The 17106-nt window shown below is 51.2% G+C and carries 15 protein-coding genes; 9 read left to right on the forward strand and 6 right to left on the reverse strand.

Annotated elements, in window-relative coordinates; genetic code table 11:
* Window positions 1-166: 166 nt before the first annotated feature.
* The 4 genes from ACZRJQ_RS04645 to ACZRJQ_RS04660 all read left to right on the forward strand — a co-directional run bounded on the left by ACZRJQ_RS04645 (window position 167) and on the right by ACZRJQ_RS04660 (window position 3692).
* Window positions 167-964 carry a hydroxymethylpyrimidine/phosphomethylpyrimidine kinase gene (locus ACZRJQ_RS04645; RefSeq protein ID WP_463977353.1) on the forward strand — a complete coding sequence of 266 codons (798 nt, stop codon included), beginning with the start codon at window positions 167-169 and terminating at the stop codon, window positions 962-964.
* A gap of 17 nt (window positions 965-981) precedes the next feature.
* Window positions 982-1605, forward strand: a complete 624-nt coding sequence (gene thiE, locus ACZRJQ_RS04650) for a thiamine phosphate synthase (protein WP_463977237.1) — start codon at window positions 982-984, stop codon at window positions 1603-1605.
* 31 nt (window positions 1606-1636) lie between these two features.
* Window positions 1637-2920: a glutamate-1-semialdehyde 2,1-aminomutase gene (gene hemL / locus ACZRJQ_RS04655; RefSeq protein ID WP_463977238.1), complete on the forward strand. Its 1284-nt coding sequence runs from the start codon at window positions 1637-1639 to the stop codon at window positions 2918-2920.
* Window positions 2921-3143: 223 nt separating this feature from the next.
* Window positions 3144-3692: a tetratricopeptide repeat protein gene (locus ACZRJQ_RS04660; RefSeq protein WP_463977239.1), complete on the forward strand. Its 549-nt coding sequence runs from the start codon at window positions 3144-3146 to the stop codon at window positions 3690-3692.
* 1307 nt (window positions 3693-4999) lie between these two features.
* On the opposite strand, the gene solA is transcribed toward ACZRJQ_RS04660, so the two are convergent.
* The 5 genes from solA to ACZRJQ_RS04685 form a co-directional block, all read right to left on the reverse strand.
* Complete coding sequence (solA, locus tag ACZRJQ_RS04665) at window positions 5000-6148, reverse strand: N-methyl-L-tryptophan oxidase (protein WP_463977240.1); 1149 nt, start codon at window positions 6146-6148, stop codon at window positions 5000-5002.
* Window positions 6149-6160: 12 nt separating this feature from the next.
* Window positions 6161-7042 carry an EamA family transporter gene (locus tag ACZRJQ_RS04670; protein WP_463977241.1) on the reverse strand — a complete coding sequence of 294 codons (882 nt, stop codon included), beginning with the start codon at window positions 7040-7042 and terminating at the stop codon, window positions 6161-6163.
* Window positions 7039-8670 carry a pyrroline-5-carboxylate reductase dimerization domain-containing protein gene (locus ACZRJQ_RS04675; RefSeq protein ID WP_463977242.1) on the reverse strand — a complete coding sequence of 544 codons (1632 nt, stop codon included), beginning with the start codon at window positions 8668-8670 and terminating at the stop codon, window positions 7039-7041. The genes ACZRJQ_RS04670 and ACZRJQ_RS04675 overlap by 4 nt, the downstream gene beginning before the upstream one ends.
* 296 nt (window positions 8671-8966) lie before the next feature.
* Window positions 8967-9857 (reverse strand): DMT family transporter, encoded by an 891-nt coding sequence (locus ACZRJQ_RS04680; RefSeq protein ID WP_463977243.1) that lies wholly within the window; start codon window positions 9855-9857, stop codon window positions 8967-8969.
* A gap of 425 nt (window positions 9858-10282) precedes the next feature.
* On the reverse strand, window positions 10283-10609 hold the full coding sequence (locus ACZRJQ_RS04685; protein ID WP_019411970.1) for a DUF1820 family protein: 327 nt from the start codon (window positions 10607-10609) through the stop codon (window positions 10283-10285).
* 132 nt (window positions 10610-10741) lie between these two features.
* Between ACZRJQ_RS04685 and miaB the strand changes: the two genes are divergently transcribed.
* The 5 genes from miaB (at window position 10742) to lnt (ending at window position 16174) form a co-directional block, all read left to right on the forward strand.
* On the forward strand, window positions 10742-12070 hold the full coding sequence (gene miaB / locus ACZRJQ_RS04690; protein WP_463977244.1) for a tRNA (N6-isopentenyl adenosine(37)-C2)-methylthiotransferase MiaB: 1329 nt from the start codon (window positions 10742-10744) through the stop codon (window positions 12068-12070).
* A 206-nt stretch (window positions 12071-12276) separates the two neighbouring features.
* Window positions 12277-13296, forward strand: coding sequence for a PhoH family protein (locus ACZRJQ_RS04695; protein WP_463977245.1), 1020 nt, complete (start codon window positions 12277-12279; stop codon window positions 13294-13296).
* A complete protein-coding gene (gene ybeY, locus ACZRJQ_RS04700; protein ID WP_463977246.1) occupies window positions 13289-13747 on the forward strand; it encodes an rRNA maturation RNase YbeY in 459 nt (152 codons plus the stop codon). Before ACZRJQ_RS04695 ends, ybeY begins: the two co-directional genes overlap by 8 nt.
* Before the next feature lie 42 nt (window positions 13748-13789).
* Window positions 13790-14629 (forward strand): HlyC/CorC family transporter, encoded by an 840-nt coding sequence (locus ACZRJQ_RS04705; protein WP_463977247.1) that lies wholly within the window; start codon window positions 13790-13792, stop codon window positions 14627-14629.
* Between the two features lie 21 nt (window positions 14630-14650).
* Window positions 14651-16174: an apolipoprotein N-acyltransferase gene (gene lnt / locus ACZRJQ_RS04710; protein ID WP_463977248.1), complete on the forward strand. Its 1524-nt coding sequence runs from the start codon at window positions 14651-14653 to the stop codon at window positions 16172-16174.
* 93 nt (window positions 16175-16267) lie between these two features.
* Here the strand turns inward: lnt and ACZRJQ_RS04715 are convergent, their stop codons facing one another.
* Entirely contained in the window at window positions 16268-17029 is a 762-nt protein-coding gene (locus ACZRJQ_RS04715; RefSeq protein ID WP_463977249.1) for a YdcF family protein, read from the reverse strand.
* Between the last annotated feature and the right edge of the window lie 77 nt (window positions 17030-17106).

Genomic DNA, 17106 nt, shown 5'->3' on the forward strand with positions numbered 1-17106 from the left:
ACACACCACCTAAAATCCAACAAAAAGGCTCTAGATCAAGCATTTGAGACCCAGGCGCGGTGCCTTTCATGGCTTAGTTTCGGGTGATTAAACATCCATCCAGGACGCAAAATTGAACACAGCCCAAGCCGCCCCCAAAAACCGTTTGATGGTAAGCTCGCGCACCATGAATATCTACAGTTCTCGCCCCGTTGTCCTCTGTCTCTCCGGCCATGACCCCAGTGGTGGCGCCGGCTTGCAGGCAGATATCGAAGCCCTGCTGGCTCAAGGCTGTCACGCCGCCCCGGTGGTGACTGCCTTGACTGTGCAGAACACGGTGAATGTTCGCGACTTTCGCGTGCTTGACCGCGAGTGGGTGCTGGCGCAAGCCGATGCCGTACTCAGCGACTCAACGGTCGCGGCGGTCAAACTAGGCATGCTCGGTTCGCTGGAGATGGTCGACACCGTCGTCGATTTGCTCATGGCTAACCCGCATCTGCCGATGGTCTGCGACCCGGTGTTGCGCGCTGGCGGCGGCGGACGCTTGGGCAAGGACGAAGTTGGCTACGCCATGCGCGAGCGCCTATTGCCTCTGGCTACCATTGCCACGCCAAACCTGCCTGAAGCCCGAATTTTGGCCGAACTGCCCGAGGGCAGCGCCGATGAATGCGCCGAAAAACTCCTGCCTTTTTGTAAACACTTGCTCATCACCGGCGGGCACGGCGACGAACACGAAGTCCATAACCGCTTGTACAGCCGCGATGGCAGCCGTCACACCTTTACCTGTTATCGGCTGCCCGGCAGCTATCACGGCTCGGGTTGCACCTTGGCCAGTACGTTGGCCGGGCGTTTGGCTATCGGCGAAAACCTGGTCAGTGCGGTACAAACAGCCCTCAATTACACATGGCGCACGTTGCGCGATGCGGAGCAACTGGGACAAGGCCAATTTGTACCCCGCCGCTTGCCGCTGGATTTCTGCTCGTAACCCATGAGACTCGATTTATGACGCTGCGCGGTCTGTACGCAATCACTGACAGCCACTTGCTTGCTGGCAAACTGTTGCCCTATGTCGAGGCGGCCCTCGATGGTGGCCTAACGCTGCTGCAATATCGCGACAAAAGCGAAGACGCTGCTCGCCGCCTACGTGAAGCCCAAGCCCTGCGCGATTTGTGCGAACGCTACAAGGCGCACCTGATCATCAACGATGATGCCGAACTGGCAGCACGCTTGGGAGTGGGAGTTCACCTTGGGCAAACTGATGGCCCGCTGACACCCGCCCGTGCTGTGTTGGGGCGCAAGGCCATCATTGGGTCCACCTGCCACAGCCAGATTGAGTTGGCCGAACAAGCCGCCCAAGAAGGCGCCAGTTATGTCGCCTTTGGCCGCTTTTTTAACTCCAGCACCAAGCCTGGCGCACCCACTGCGACCCTGGACGTACTCGATCAAGCGCGTGCTCGGCTCAGCTTGCCGATCTGCGTGATCGGCGGTATCACCCTTGATAACGCTGCCCCGCTGGTGGCCCACGGTGCTGATTTGCTGGCGGTGGTACACGGCCTGTTTGGTGCTGATAGCACTCAGGACGTCACTCGCCGCGCACGCGCCTTCAACGCCTTGCTGTCTATTTAAATACCGAATCCTGATTCAGAGAGAGCCCACCATGTCTCGTTCCGAAACCCTGTTTGCCAACGCCCAAAAACATATCCCCGGCGGCGTAAACTCGCCCGTTCGTGCATTCAAGAGCGTGGGCGGCACGCCACTGTTCTTCAAACACGCTGAAGGCGCCTACGTCACCGACGAAGACGACAAGCGTTACGTGGACTACGTTGGCTCTTGGGGGCCAATGATTTTGGGCCACAGCCACCCAGAGGTTTTGGACGCAGTACGTGCTCAGCTAGAACATGGCTTGTCCTATGGCGCCCCGACTGCCATGGAAACCGAGATGGCCGATCTGGTGTGCTCCATCGTGCCCTCAATGGAAATGGTACGCATGGTCAGCTCCGGCACCGAAGCCACCATGAGTGCCATTCGTCTGGCTCGTGGCTTCACGGGTCGCGACAACATTCTCAAGTTTGAAGGCTGCTACCACGGGCACTCAGACAGCTTACTGGTCAAAGCCGGTTCCGGCGCACTGACCCAAGGCGTGCCCAGCTCAGGCGGCGTTCCGGCTGATTTCGCCAAACACACCCTGACCACCACCTTTAACGACACTGACGCTGTTGAAAAACTGCTGAGTGACGTCGGGGATACCGTGGCCTGCATCATCGTGGAACCTGTAGCAGGCAACATGAACTGCGTACCGCCAGCACCGGGGTTCCTGCAAGGCTTGCGCAGCCTGTGTGACAAACACGGCATCGTGTTGATTTTTGACGAAGTGATGACGGGGTTCCGTGTGGCACTCGGCGGTGCTCAGGCCCACTACGGCGTGACGCCAGACCTAAGCACTTTCGGCAAGATCATCGGCGGCGGCATGCCGGTTGGCTGCTTTGGTGGCAAACGCAGCATCATGGAGTGCATCGCGCCACTAGGCCCGGTGTATCAGGCGGGCACCCTGTCGGGCAACCCACTGGCAATGGCTGCTGGCCTGACAACCTTGCGCCTGATCAGCCGCCCTGGCTTTCACGCCGAACTAACCGATTACACCACTCGCCTGCTCGATGGCTTGCAGAAACGTGCCGACGCGGCTGGCATCCCATTTGTCACCACTCAAGCAGGCGGCATGTTCGGCCTGTACTTCAGCGGTGCGGATGACATCGTGACCTTTGACGACGTCATGGCCAGCGATGCCGACCTGTTCAAGCGCTTCTTCCACTTGATGCTCGAAGGCGGTGTGTACCTGGCGCCGAGTGCCTTTGAAGCAGGCTTTACCTCCATCGCTCACGGGGACGCCGAACTGAAACAAACACTGGACGCTGCAGAACGCGCATTTGCCGCCTTGAAGTGATCCACAAAAACGGCAAGGGCTCAGGCCCTTGCCGTTTTTTATGCTTGTAAATGCCCCATCTTTTGCGCCACCCGTCCAAAATCGTCTTAAATCAATCGATATCGCGCTTAGGCAGCAGAAAAACGAGTAAAGACTTTGTAAGGTTGCCTCTGCTTATTTCATAATGCGCGCCTACGCATCCCTTGGTTGGGCTCCCCCGTTTTTTAGAGGTACGTCGATTCCCATGAACCGCACCGGCCGCGCCCTTGCTCTGGGCTGCCTGTTGCTCCTTCAGCCGCTGCTTGTCCAGGCAGGCGGTAACTCGTTGTTGATCCCAGCGATGGGTCGCTGCACCCTGAATACTCAGCCAGAAGATCTGGCCGAAGCACTGGCCGCGTGCGAAGCCGCCGCCAAAGCAGGGGATGCAGAAGCCGAATACGAGTTAGGCGAATTCTACTACGACGGTAAAAACACCCCGCGCGACCTCAATAAAGCCCTGAGCTACTTTGAGCAAGCATCGCTCAAAGGCCACGCTATGGCCCAATTCCAGCTCGGCACCATGTTCTTCAAAGGCGAAGGTGTACCGGCCAATAACATTCAAGCGTACATCGTGCTCAAAATGGCGGCTGTGAATGGCGCCGAAGACGCACTAGACACCGCAGACCTTGTGGCAGAACAAATGCCCCGCGACCAACTCGAGACAGCCACCCAAGTGCTGGGGCAAATCTTCCGCAAATACTTGCTGGAACTGCAATCCGCAGACGGACGCTCACCGTTTTCGCCATTGCCTTGAGCTTGGGAGTTGGGATTGCGTGTCTCGACAGTAAGTAGCCTGTTCGATTTTATTTTTAGCTCAAATCACCAAGCGCAACCTTGGACTGGGTATGTGTTCGGGGGGTTATAAACGACCACCCTCCATCAAACACAATGCCCAAACCACCTTAAAGGGCCCAACTCAGGTGAAAAACAAAGCAGCCTATAAAATAAGGTTCATCACGGAATCCCGGGAAACACAGAAAAAAAACGCCGATTTGATTGATGATGTTCGTGCAAGCAAACACATCTAAAAAACCGGCGTTCTTATGCGTGTTATTAATACTTTCCTTCCTTTTTGGAAGGGCTTTTCTGTCTTCACGATCAAGCCTGATGGCGATGTTCTCCAGATCGATTTGATTCTCCGCGCCACCCGATTCCCTTCCAGTTCAACCAAAGCTGCGAGGCCGTCGATAGACTTTCGGAAGTCGACGGGTTTGGGGTAGATATAAACTTTTTCGACTTTGGCGTCGGGACGCATCATGAGCGGCGGGCTCCGGAAAGGAATCGGGAGCACAGTATCGGGGATCAGATGTCGGCTTTGAATGTGGGGTTTATGGTGCGCTTACACAACAAAAAAAGTTCGCTTGCCAGCATAAAAAAACCACAACACACAGGCTATAAAAACCCAACAAATACAAACATTCGCAAATAGCAGAGAGATCCAAAGATTACTGAACAAATGCAAACAGTCAAAGAAAGCAATACGACTATCATCATCAGCGGCGATAAAATTTAAATATTGAAGACAGGTGAAATCAGACACTCACCAACATAAGGTAGCTACATCATTAAATTTAAACGCCCTAACACCAACCAAAATACTGAATAGCAAAACCACACATTATGAACTAGTGCGCCATCTTGCCACCCCGACACAGCCATATACATCTGACTCTTTATAGGGGAACTCATAATTTGTAAATAATTTTATTCTTAGACTGCACCTTAGCAACACCTAAAAATATAACACCGTACCAAAACACCACCTATCACATCACCTACGAATAACACACCAACGCTTATGTGATTCATGAGCAAAATATCAGCACTATTGCGTAAATAACATCACTAAAAAATCGCGATCAGTGGCTCTAAGCTATTAGCCACTCCATAAAACAGACATAAAATAAATACGCCAATCATTGACACGTTGAGCTTAGATAAGCTCATCATAAAATGCCCTTAAAAACAGCAACTGCAAAAAACTATAATAACTAAGGAAAAATTACTCACTGCAAGGCATCACGCCTGACTGGTTTTTTTTGCCCCCCCAACTTATAGATTTCAGCTAAATCTAGATCTATCAAAAGGCAATACTTCACTACCAAAAGGCATGCCTGTTGCAGCATTTGCAAGAATCTTTCCTAACCCCGTAGCAAATTTGAAGCCATGTCCCGAACAAGCTGCCACATAAAAAACGCCAGGGAGTGCAAAAGACTCTCCGACAATAAATGATTCATCTGGCGTCATAGTGTAAAGACACTTCTTCACCCGATAAGGGTATGGATTTAAATCGGGAAATATGGACTCAATACATTCAGACATCTGCGTTATATATTTATCATCTACCGGACATCTTTGAGAACTACGATCATAATCGACCTGCTGGGCATTATGAAATCCAATTTTCATACCTGGCTCAACACTATTGACTTCTGGAGTACCATACAAAATCCTTCCATCCTCAAGCTCATACAAAAAAGCAGGGAACGAATCTGAAAAAATCGATTCACGACCTAACTTTGGACGGAACCAATAAACCGGCACGCACTGGGGTCTCAACAAACCATGCAACTCACTTACTAGCAATCTAGAGGATTCATAACCAGCAGTTACAATAACTCGACCAGCCCTTATAGATTCACCAGATGTCATTTTAACCAGCAGCCCTTTCATCGTTCGCGAAATTCCAAAAACAGCTGTACCAAAGCTGATTTCTACGCCTTGTTCAACAGCCCTATTGAGCATATGAAGCCTTGAATGATCCGCCGCTATAACATAGGCACCCTTTTCATAGAGAGCTTCCATACTTTCAGGCACATTAAAAGCTGGAAACATATCCATTATTTGCGAAGGTGAGTAGATCGCATGATCAATATTTCCCATACACGCAGTTAGCTTACTCTTAGGAACAACACCTAAAACTTTAGGCCCAACAAACAAAGCACCTGTATTAAACACCAATGGAATCTCAGAGCTTGCATCCAAGGCTCGCCACAAGGTGTTCGATATCGATAACAACGGAAGGTACTTATCCCCTTCCCAATAAGCCTGACGAAATATTCTTGAAGCGCCATAGGACGAACCTAAATAATTAATAATCGGCCCAGACTCAACACACAGCACAGAGGCATTAGAGTTAGACAGGCTCCATGCTGTAGCACTCCCCATAATACCTAACCCGACCACAACCACATCATAGACATGTTTCATCTGCCATCCTCGTTAATCAGATCGTGCAAGTTGAATATTAATACTTACAACTAAAACAGCAGCACTTATAACCACCAATACCATCACCAACAACACAGAGAATGACTGTTTATAAAACCCCACGGACATAGCAAACAATGTGAGTGGCAGTAAATATTGAAAGACCCCCATCGTCATTACATCAAGCCTTTTAGCTGAAAAGGAAAGTAATGCCAATGGCAATAAAGAAACGAAGCCGCAAGACAGCAACAATAATCTATGCGTCAGATCGAAATCCCGGGGTATTTCCATGGCCCCACTTACCTGGCACAGCCATATAATACATAACACCGACAACACTGCTGACTCTACCAACAACCCATCAAGCGCATCCAATGTAGATATATTTTTGAGATACATATAACTCCCCCAGGACAAGCCTATACTCAAATAAACAACAGCGCTCAACGTCTCTGTAAACATCACAAGCGCTAAGATGCTTGCAGAAACAACACCTAGCGCCAATACAACAACAAACGAGATACTCTCCTTGCTAAAAACAACACCAAAACACACACTAACTAATGGCGCTACCAAATAGCCAATACCACTTTCCAATACTTGACCATTCACAGAAGCCCCTATAAAAACCAACCAATTGATCGCAATCAAAATAGCAGCAACACAATGAATAATGACAACACGAACAGATAAAAAACCAACCAAAATTTTAAGTCGGCGCCTTAACAAAACCACTATTAACACTATTAAACATGATAAAAAAACCCTATAACCAACTAAAGCAATAATATTTATAGAGCCTATACTCCTCCAAAAAACAGACGACACTCCCAAGAAAACATTAGCTATTAGCGCACTCATCGCGCCAACAACAATTGAACCTTTGCTATTCAAAGCTGACGTCCATCACCCTTTTCCCAAAGGGTAAACTCAACAATTTCATAAAGCCAAATTATTTGACCATCGTCCAATATTCGACAATTACTGTAACCCTTGTGAACCCAATCAATAATTTCATTTTGAATGGCGTCTTTTACTTCGAGCCATGCCTCTGTATACAGCATCAAAGGAAATTCATGCGACTCAAGAAACTTATGTGTAATTACATAATTACGCTGATGCGCCGCATAAAAATCATCTATGACTTGTTTGACACCAACTAAAGAATTGAAACCCACAATAGCACGACCACCACATAACAAATATCGGGGAAGATCCAAGAAGAATTCTTTGAGAGTAGTATCACCATAAAACATTGACTCTACAGGGAGCTTCTTACCTTTACCGACTCGCTTCAACTCGCTTAATAACACATCAGAGGGACTCCTCCATCCGGGCGGATTAAATATAACAACATCATATTTATTCGACAAGCCTACTTTCAAACCAAAGAGCGAGCCTGCTATGAATTCAATAGCAGAGAAGCCAAAATTATCTATTTCATTGGATACCGCTGTAGCTATGGATACTCTAGAAATATCGGTTGCCACAATATATTTAGCACCCAAACTTCTTAGTAGCATGGCATGGATACCACTCCCGGTACCTACATCCAGATATCTAACCTCTGATGCGCAATCTGAAAACAGACGCAGCAATAGCGCACCGAACACAACACCTGCTCGACTCACTCTAAATACTTCTGGATTATCTCGAACCCTAATTAAATGCCCCAGACCAAAGTAAACCTCGTAATAGGATTTTAACGATCGCAAACCTCTATCAGTCTCTTTACTCCCAAGTTCTACCGAACGCGCAGCTGCAGCAGTTAATGATTTTGTGATCAAATCATTTAAGGCATACTTTTCAAATACACTAATCGCACACTCCGTGGTTCCACCTTTAGTTTGAACCTCACTGCATATTTTCAGCGTTTCTTTACAGGTTCTGTTTACAAGAATAGCAGTACCATATAAGAGCTGACGTACCAAAGCCCCCGCAAACTCTACTTCAAATCCTTCACGGAGTGCATAAAGCTTGAGACCATTACAAAAATAGTCAATCAATGCAGGTCCGCCCCCGACCAGCGCAGTCCCCGAATCCAGCTGAACCTCGGCATCAACTCTAAATCTTAAGCCGAGCATTTCAAAAATACTATCTGCTATATTTAGCTGGACAGGATCAATGTCATTCCCCGCGTAGTAAAGTGTAACTCCCTGCCCCACTTCAGATGCTAAGTTCGGGATAGAGCGTACAATACTCGCACTGCAAAAATACCTATGCAAGGTCGTACAGGTAACCCCTGCCATTACCGATATAATTAGCCCAACATGCGACACAAGTGCTTTATGATCAATTAGCACACTCTCTAATTGCTGTGGCGGTACTGCCAAAATAATTAAGTCATCTTGACAAAGATCACCTATAGTACTTAAAGCTACAAAACCTTCCCCCTTAACAACCTCAATCTTTTTGTCATCGACCTCTACTGCTTTGACAAAAAAATCGCAAGTTCGCCCCCTCAGGCCTTGCATTATGGCCAACCCCATACGTCCAGCCCCAACAACATAAATAGTTTTCATGACTTCTCCTACAACTAAGAAAATCAGAAACATCTATGACAGCCTCAATATCTCAACCCAGCAAGACCACTAAGCTCTTTTGTACTGACAAATGCAATTCGGAAACAGATGAAATAGTTATCAGAAATCACTTACATGACGCAGCACCCGTAAGAGCCATCCGACAAACCTGGAAATTCTAAATTTTTCTCAGGTATTTTTTACACAGCCGCAGATTCCGACTACTTATGTCTAATATTAATTTTATAGATCCTATATCAGAGTTCTGCGACAGCAGGTTCTCGCCCAAAAAATCATCACCTGCACTTTCTTATATTCATCAGACGATTAGCAAAAAGCAGCCCCAGCAAAATGGATGCACCACCATACAAAGTTGAAATACCAGGGATTTCGTTGAGCACTAACAATGCCAAGACTGCGGCAAAAATAGGTTCACTTAGCTCAATGACTTGAACTTGAGAAGGTTTCAGTATTTGTATGGCCTTGGTAGTGCAGTAAAAACCGAGAATCGTAGGAAGTACGGCTAAGGCCAACAGCAGGGTAGCGGTCAGCGGCGTGATGTTGACACTCAGCTCATGAGAAAGTGAAGCTGGAATAAACAGATAGAAAGCCCCCCAAACCAATAACATGCGCGTAAATATCAATCCGCCAAGAATATTCATTTTCTTCATACAGACTGAGAAAGAGCCATAACCGAACCCTGCGACGACAGCATAAAGCCCACCTTGCCAGTTCACCCCCTCCCCCATGGAATCCTTAAAAATCAAATACACACCAAAAATAGCCAGCAAAGCCCCTAAGGTGATGTTCAGATCAATCGGATCTCTCAATACAATACGGGCCAAGATAATTGAACTCACAGAGGCTGACGCCATTAATAGAACAACTACTGTGGCGGCGTTTTCATAATGATAAGCCTGAGTCTCGAAGAAAAATAACGTGAATATCCCGAGCATGGCACACACTGCCGCTTGCCACCATCTTGCTCCGCTTGCTTTTAGCGCCTGTCGCTTTCTCACTGCAAGTAACACTACGCTCAACAAAACAACCGCCAACAGCGTTTTATAAAATGCTATAGCTGCCGGACTGAAGCCCTGTCCAATCAATATCTTGCTTAGTATGCCAATGCTTGCATTCAACGCTGCCGCGGACAACGCCAAAAACACGCCAAACCATTGAACTGGCATATTATTTGTCCCTCCAACAGTAGACAGCTTGAAAAAACAGCACCAAACAAGCAAACGTGATAAGCACGCACTTCAGGAAGTGTTATGAATCAAGTAAGAATTTGGAACAAACGTAAAGAAACCAACCAACCACTTAAGCGCACCAAGATAAATAACACTAAGCGCCTCTACTCCGACAAATACAATAAGGAAACAAGCGAAATAATGGTAAGAAATTACCTATAACATAGTTGTGCGCCATACGTTTTTTTACAGATGACAACCTGCATTTAACTTCGAGCACTTAAGATATAAAAGATTGAACCTGCGCCGACGTAAGAACAACCGGCCTTTTAAGCGTCATTATTAAAATCGAGGGCATACAACGCCGCTTGCCTAAACAGACAATAAAACAGCGCTAGCAGTGAGACGACAGAGACCTGGAGTTACTTCTCAGGCATTGGAAACGGAAACGGCATCACGTTGCTGACGCCGCGGGCTTCGCTGATCTTAGGGGTGCCCAAACGCTCTACCTCGTCGATGCGCACAATCGAGTGCATGGGCACAAAGCTGCGAACCACGCCTTCAAACTGAGCCTTGAGCTTTTCTTCGCTCGGGTCGACGACCATTTGCGTGCGCTCGCCAAAGACGAATTCCTCGACTTCCAGAAACCCCCACAGATCACTTTGATAGATCTGCTTGGCGTACATTTCGAACACCTGGCCCTGGTTGAGGAAAATCACCTTGTAGATTGGAGCTTCACGTTTGGTCATGGTGGGCGGGTAAACATCTGAGGATATAAAAGAGGGCGCGAACTATAGCATAGCTGCCAGACGCACAGCGCTAGGAAGCAACGGCTATGCCCCCTATAATGCGCGGTTCTTTGAACCACTTGATGAACACCCATGGCCAAGAAGCTTTACATCGAAACCCACGGTTGCCAGATGAATGAGTACGACAGCTCGCGCATGGTCGATCTGCTGGGTGAACATCAGGCCCTGGAAGTCACAGCTCGCGCTGAAGACGCTGATGTCATCCTGCTAAATACCTGCTCGATCCGCGAACGCGCGCAAGACCGCGTGTATTCGCAGTTGGGTCGCTGGCGTGAATTGAAATTGGCCAACCCCGATATGGTGATTGCTGTGGGCGGCTGTGTCGCCAGCCAGGAAGGCGCAGCAATTCGTGATCGCGCGCCCTATGTGGACGTCGTGTTTGGCCCGCAAACCCTGCACCGCCTGCCTGAAATGATTGATGCAGCCCGCATTACCAAGCTGCCGCAGGTGGATGTTTCTTTCCCTGAAATTGAAAAGTTCGACCACTTGCCAGAGCCTCGTATTGATGGCCCAAGTGCGTATGTGTCGGTGATGGAAGGGTGCAGCAAGTACTGCACGTTCTGCGTAGTGCCTTACACCCGTGGTGAAGAAGTCAGTCGCCCGTTCGATGACGTGCTGGCCGAGGTTATTCACCTCGCTGAAAACGGCGTACGAGAAGTCACTTTGCTCGGTCAGAACGTTAACGGCTATCGCGGTTTGACCGAAGGTGGTCGTTTGGCTGACCTCGCGGAATTGATTCGAGTTGTTGCGGCAATCGACGGTATTGAACGTATCCGCTACACCACGTCTCACCCGCTGGAGTTTTCTGACAGCCTGATACAGGCCCATGCTGAAGTCCCGGAGCTGGTTAAACACCTGCATTTGCCTGTGCAATCGGGTTCAGACCGCATTTTGTCTGCGATGAAACGCAACCACACGGCGTTGGAGTACAAATCCAAACTGCGTAAGTTGCGCGCTGCCGTGCCGGGTATTTGCATCAGCTCAGACTTCATTGTGGGCTTCCCCGGCGAGACCGAAAAAGACTTCGAACAGACCATGAAGCTGATCGAAGACGTCGGTTTCGATTTTTCGTATTCCTTTGTGTACAGCCAGCGCCCCGGCACACCAGCGGCCGATTTGGCTGACGACACTCCGGAAGAACGCAAAAAAGAGCGTCTTAATGCGCTGCAACATCGCCTGAATCAGCAAGGCTTTGAGATCAGCCGACAAATGGTGGGTTCGACCCAACGAATTTTGGTCACTGATTACTCGAAAAAAGACCCTGGCGAATTGCAAGGACGTACCGAGAACAACCGCATCGTTAACTTCCGCTGCGATAACCCTCAGTTGATCGGTCAGTTTGCCGACGTCCACATCGACGCTGCCCAGCCGCACTCGTTGCGGGGTTCGCTGCTCAGCTAAATGCACCCCTCTGTAGTCGCCGCCGAAGGCTGTGATGAGATCCGCAAGATCTTCAGCCAGACTGCGCTTGTGCCCACTTCGTGCATGATCGCAGCCTGTGGCAGCGACTACAGGTTTAATGCAGCTTAAGTAAGCCCTTTCACCGATGACCTGCTAGCGTTATCCTTCAGCTCATCTCAATTGCCTTAGGGCGGCTAAAAACGACCTTGAACGCACCCATCGAACCACATCGTTTTCTCCTCGAGCCTTTTGAGGCTCGCCGCTTCGCCAATCTGTGCGGGCAATTCGACGAGCATTTGCGCTTGATCGAACAACGCCTGACGATCGAAATCCGCAATCGCGGCAATCAATTCGAGCTGATCGGCGACCCAAAACTGACCTCTTCCGCAGAAAACCTGCTGCGCCGCCTGTACCGCGAAACCAAAGCCACTGAGCTTTCGCCGGACATGGTGCACTTGTTCTTGCAGGAGTCTGCTGTGCAAGACCTTGCCAGCAACCCGGTGGCCGAAGCCAGCGTCTCTTTGCGCACCAAAAAGGGCATGATTCGCCCTCGCGGGATCAATCAGCAGCGCTACGTCAAAGAGATTCTGGGCAACGATATCAACTTCGGGATTGGCCCAGCCGGCACGGGTAAAACCTATCTGGCCGTGGCCTGCGCGGTGGATGCATTAGAGCGCGAGCAAATCCGTCGCATTCTGTTGGTGCGCCCTGCGGTCGAAGCCGGCGAGAAACTGGGTTTTCTGCCGGGCGATCTGTCGCAAAAAATCGATCCGTACCTGCGACCGCTCTACGATGCGCTGTACGAGATGCTGGGCTTTGAATACGTGGCCAAGCTGATCGAACGCCAAATCATTGAAGTGGCACCGCTGGCTTACATGCGCGGACGCACGCTGAACAACAGCTTCATCATTCTCGACGAAAGCCAGAACACCACCGTTGAGCAAATGAAGATGTTCCTGACCCGTATCGGCTTCGGCTCTACAGCCGTGATCACCGGTGACATTACCCAGATCGACCTGCCAAAAGGCACCAAGTCGGGGCTCAACCATGTTATTGAAGTGCTCAAGGACGTACCGGGCATCAGCTTTACGCATTTCCAGTCCAAAGACGTCGTGCGCCACCCATTGGTGCAGCGCATTGTTGAAGCCTACGGACGCTATGAGCAGGAAGCCGCCGACAAGCTTGCCGCGCTGCCTGCTGCCAAGGATTACCGCCACGATGCTTGAGCTTGACCTGCAACTGGCTACCGACGCAGCCGCCCCCAGCGAAGCCCAGTTCCGCCAATGGTGCGAGCTGGCCTTGCGCCAGCGCAGCGCTGATTCGGAAATGACCATCCGTCTGGTGGATGAAACCGAAGGTCGTGAGCTTAATCACACCTGGCGCCACAAAGATTACGCAACCAACGTGCTGTCCTTCCCGGCCGACGTGCCCGATGAGTTCCTGGACATCCCGCTGCTTGGGGATCTGGTGATTTGTGTGCCCGTGGTTGGGCGTGAGGCAGCCGAGCAAGGCAAAGCGCTTGAGGCCCACTGGGCTCACTTAGTGATTCATGGCTGCTTGCATCTTCTGGGTTACGACCATATTGAAGATGAAGAAGCCGAAGAAATGGAAGCTCTGGAACGAACGTTGCTTGCAGAACTGGGTCATCCAGACCCGTATGCAGACGACGAAAACTGATTAACACCCACTGAAACTACCAAGGGATACGAGTAAATCGCTATGAGCGAAGACCGATCGAGCAACGGGCAAAAGTCATGGTTAGGTAAGCTGACCCAGGCCTTTGCCCATGAGCCGAAAAACCGCCAGGAGCTGCTTGAGCTGCTGCGCGAAGCACACCAGAACAAACTCTTGGACAGCGAAGCGCTGGCCATCGTCGAAGGCGCCATTCAAGTGGCTGACCTGCAAGTACGGGACATCATGGTTCCACGCTCGCAGATGATCAGCATCAAGGCGACCCAGACACCCCGCGAATTTCTCCCGGCGATCATCGACGCGGCGCACTCGCGCTACCCGGTGATCGGCGAAAGTCATGACGACGTGTTAGGCGTCCTCTTGGCCAAAGATCTGCTGCCGCTGATCCTTCAAGAGAACGGCGACAAGTGCAATATCAAGGATTTGCTGCGTCCGGCGACATTTGTCCCTGAGTCCAAGCGCCTTAATGTATTGCTGCGTGAGTTCCGCGCCAATCACAACCACATGGCCATCGTCATCGACGAATACGGCGGCGTGGCGGGTTTGGTGACGATTGAAGACGTTCTGGAGCAGATCGTCGGCGATATCGAAGACGAGCACGATGTCGAGGAAGACAGCTACATCAAGCCGCTGCCCAGCGGTGACTTCTTGATCAAAGCCCTGACCCCGATCGAGAACTTCAACGAGTTCTTTGACAGCGACTTCTCCAACGATGAGTTCGACACTGTCGGTGGCTTGGTCATGAGCGCGTTCGGGCACTTGCCAAAACGCAATGAAATCACTGAAATTGGCCCTTATCGCTTCCGCATCCTGAATGCCGACAGCCGCCGAATTCACTTGATTCGCTTGACGCCTATTGCCCGCTAAACCTCAACGCTAAGGACTGAAATGCGCTGGATTACCTCCCCCGGCTGGCCCGGTAACTTGCTGGCCGTGGTAGCCGGCGCACTCACAACCTTGGCGTTGGCACCTTTCGATATCTGGCCATTGGCGCTGGTTGCCTTGGCCATTTTCTATCTCGGCTTACGTGACCTGTCGCCCAAACAAGCATTGGGCCGTGGCTGGTGTTACGGCTTCGGCCTGTTTGGCGCGGGCACCAGCTGGATCTACTACAGCATTCACAATTTTGGCGGCGCCTCTGTGCTACTGGCCGGGTTGCTGATGCTCGCCTTTACAGCCGCCATCGCTTGGTTTTTTGCCCTGCCGGCCTGGCTGTGGGCGCGCTGGCTCAGACGCAATGAAGCTCCGCTGGCCGACGCCCTGGCGTTTGCCGCGCTGTGGGTGGCTCAAGAAGCCTTCCGTGGTTGGTTCCTGACGGGGTTCCCGTGGCTGTATTCCGGTTACAGCCAGCTAGACGGCCCGCTGGCCGGGCTCGCTCCATTAGGTGGCATGTGGCTGATCTCTTTTGCGCTGGCCCTGACTGCCGCCCTGCTGTGCAATCTGCCACGTTTGATCAAAGCCAAACGCAAAGCCTTTGTTTTTGCGGGTGTGGTGCTGCTGTTGGGCCCTTGGTGCATCGGCATTGCACTTAAGCACCACGCATGGACCAGCCCTTCGGGTGAGCCGTTAAGCGTGGCGGCGATTCAAGGCAACATTGAACAAAGCATGAAGTGGGACCCTGCGCAGCTTAATGCGCAACTGGCGCTGTACCGCGACATGACCTTCAACTCAAAACGGGTCGATTTGATCGTCTGGCCCGAAACCGCGATCCCGGTGCTCAAAGAGAACGCCGAGGGGTATTTGACGATGATGGGGCGCTTTGCCGCTGAACGAAATTCAGCGCTGATTACCGGTGTCCCGATTCGTCAAGAAGTGCGTCATGAAGCCCGGTATTTCAACGGCATCACGGCGGTGGGCGAAGCAGACGGAACGTACCTGAAGCAAAAATTGGTGCCCTTTGGCGAGTACGTTCCGTTACAGGATGTATTGCGCGGTTTGATCGCCTTTTTTGATTTGCCGATGTCTGACTTTGCCCGCGGGCCTGCCGACCAACCGCTCTTGCAAGCCAAGGGCTATCAGATCGCGCCCTTCATTTGCTATGAAGTGGTGTACCCCGATTTCGCGGCAAACCTGGCGGCGCAGAGCGACATTTTGCTGACCATCAGCAACGACACCTGGTTTGGCACCTCAATCGGCCCTTTGCAGCACCTGCAAATGGCGCAAATGCGCGCCCTTGAAGCCGGCCGCTGGATGATTCGCGCCACCAACAATGGCGTTACGGGGCTGATCAACCCCTTCGGGCAAATCACCGCACAAATCCCGCAGTTTGAGCGCGGCATTTTGTACGGCGAAGTCGTGCCCATGCACAACCTGACGCCTTATCTGCAATGGCGTTCTTGGCCGCTGATTATTCTGTGTGGCCTGCTATTTGGCTGGGCATTGATCACCAGCCGGATTGCCAAAACAGTTTAAGTTGCCTGTTGGAGCTGGCGCAGCCTGCGATCTTTTAAGCGCAAAAGATCGCAGGCTGCGCCAGCTCTAACAGATGAGATTCCAAAGTTTCAATCAACGATAGAACAGCGGGTAGGCAATCTGCCCAACAGCCTCGTTGAGCAATTGTCCCGACTGCCAGATTGATTTGAACTCAGGCATCCAGCCCCCCAGCGGACGGGCATTGTCCACACCCAAAAAGCCAACGGGTGCAGGCACCACTTCAAATCCGGCCTTTTCAAAGCTCCATACCGAGCGCGGCATATGCCAAGCCTGAGTCACGACCACAACACGCTTGATGCCTTGGGGCAACAAAATATCGGCGCTCATGGTGGCGTTTTCCCAAGTGGTCCGGCTGCGCTCTTCTTTCCAACGCACTGACACGCCGAAGTCCTCGCGCATCGAGTCTGCCATCAGTTGCGCCTCGCTGGGCGGCGTGCCGTAGTGCAAGCCTCCAGTGGTCAGCACGGGCAACCCTGAAGCTTTAGCCAGCCGGGCAGCATAGCGCTGACGTTCCAACCCCACGCCGGTTGGCTGATCACTGCCCCACGCCGGATCACCTCGCTCACGCCCAGACCCCAGTACCACAATCGCGTCGGCACGCTCGGCTAATGTGGACCATTCGTTTTGAGCCAAAGCAGGCTCCCGCTCAAGTGCCCGAGCGCTCCACTCCACCACCACCGGCAAGCTCATGAGCCAAAAGCCGCCCACCCCCAAGGCAAACAACACGCCCGCCAGACGCGGACGGGAGCGCCGCAGCCACCAGGCAAGCACCAAGAGCAGTAGAAGAATGCCGGGAGGCAAAAGAAGTTGTTTAACGACGTATCGAATAGGCATCGAGCATCTCCAAAGATGCTCGAAGCCTAAGTGGGTTGAACCACTGCAACAACAGGCCCGGTAAAAAATCTGAACAT

It is taken from the genome of Pseudomonas sp. E315 (assembly GCF_055406205.1).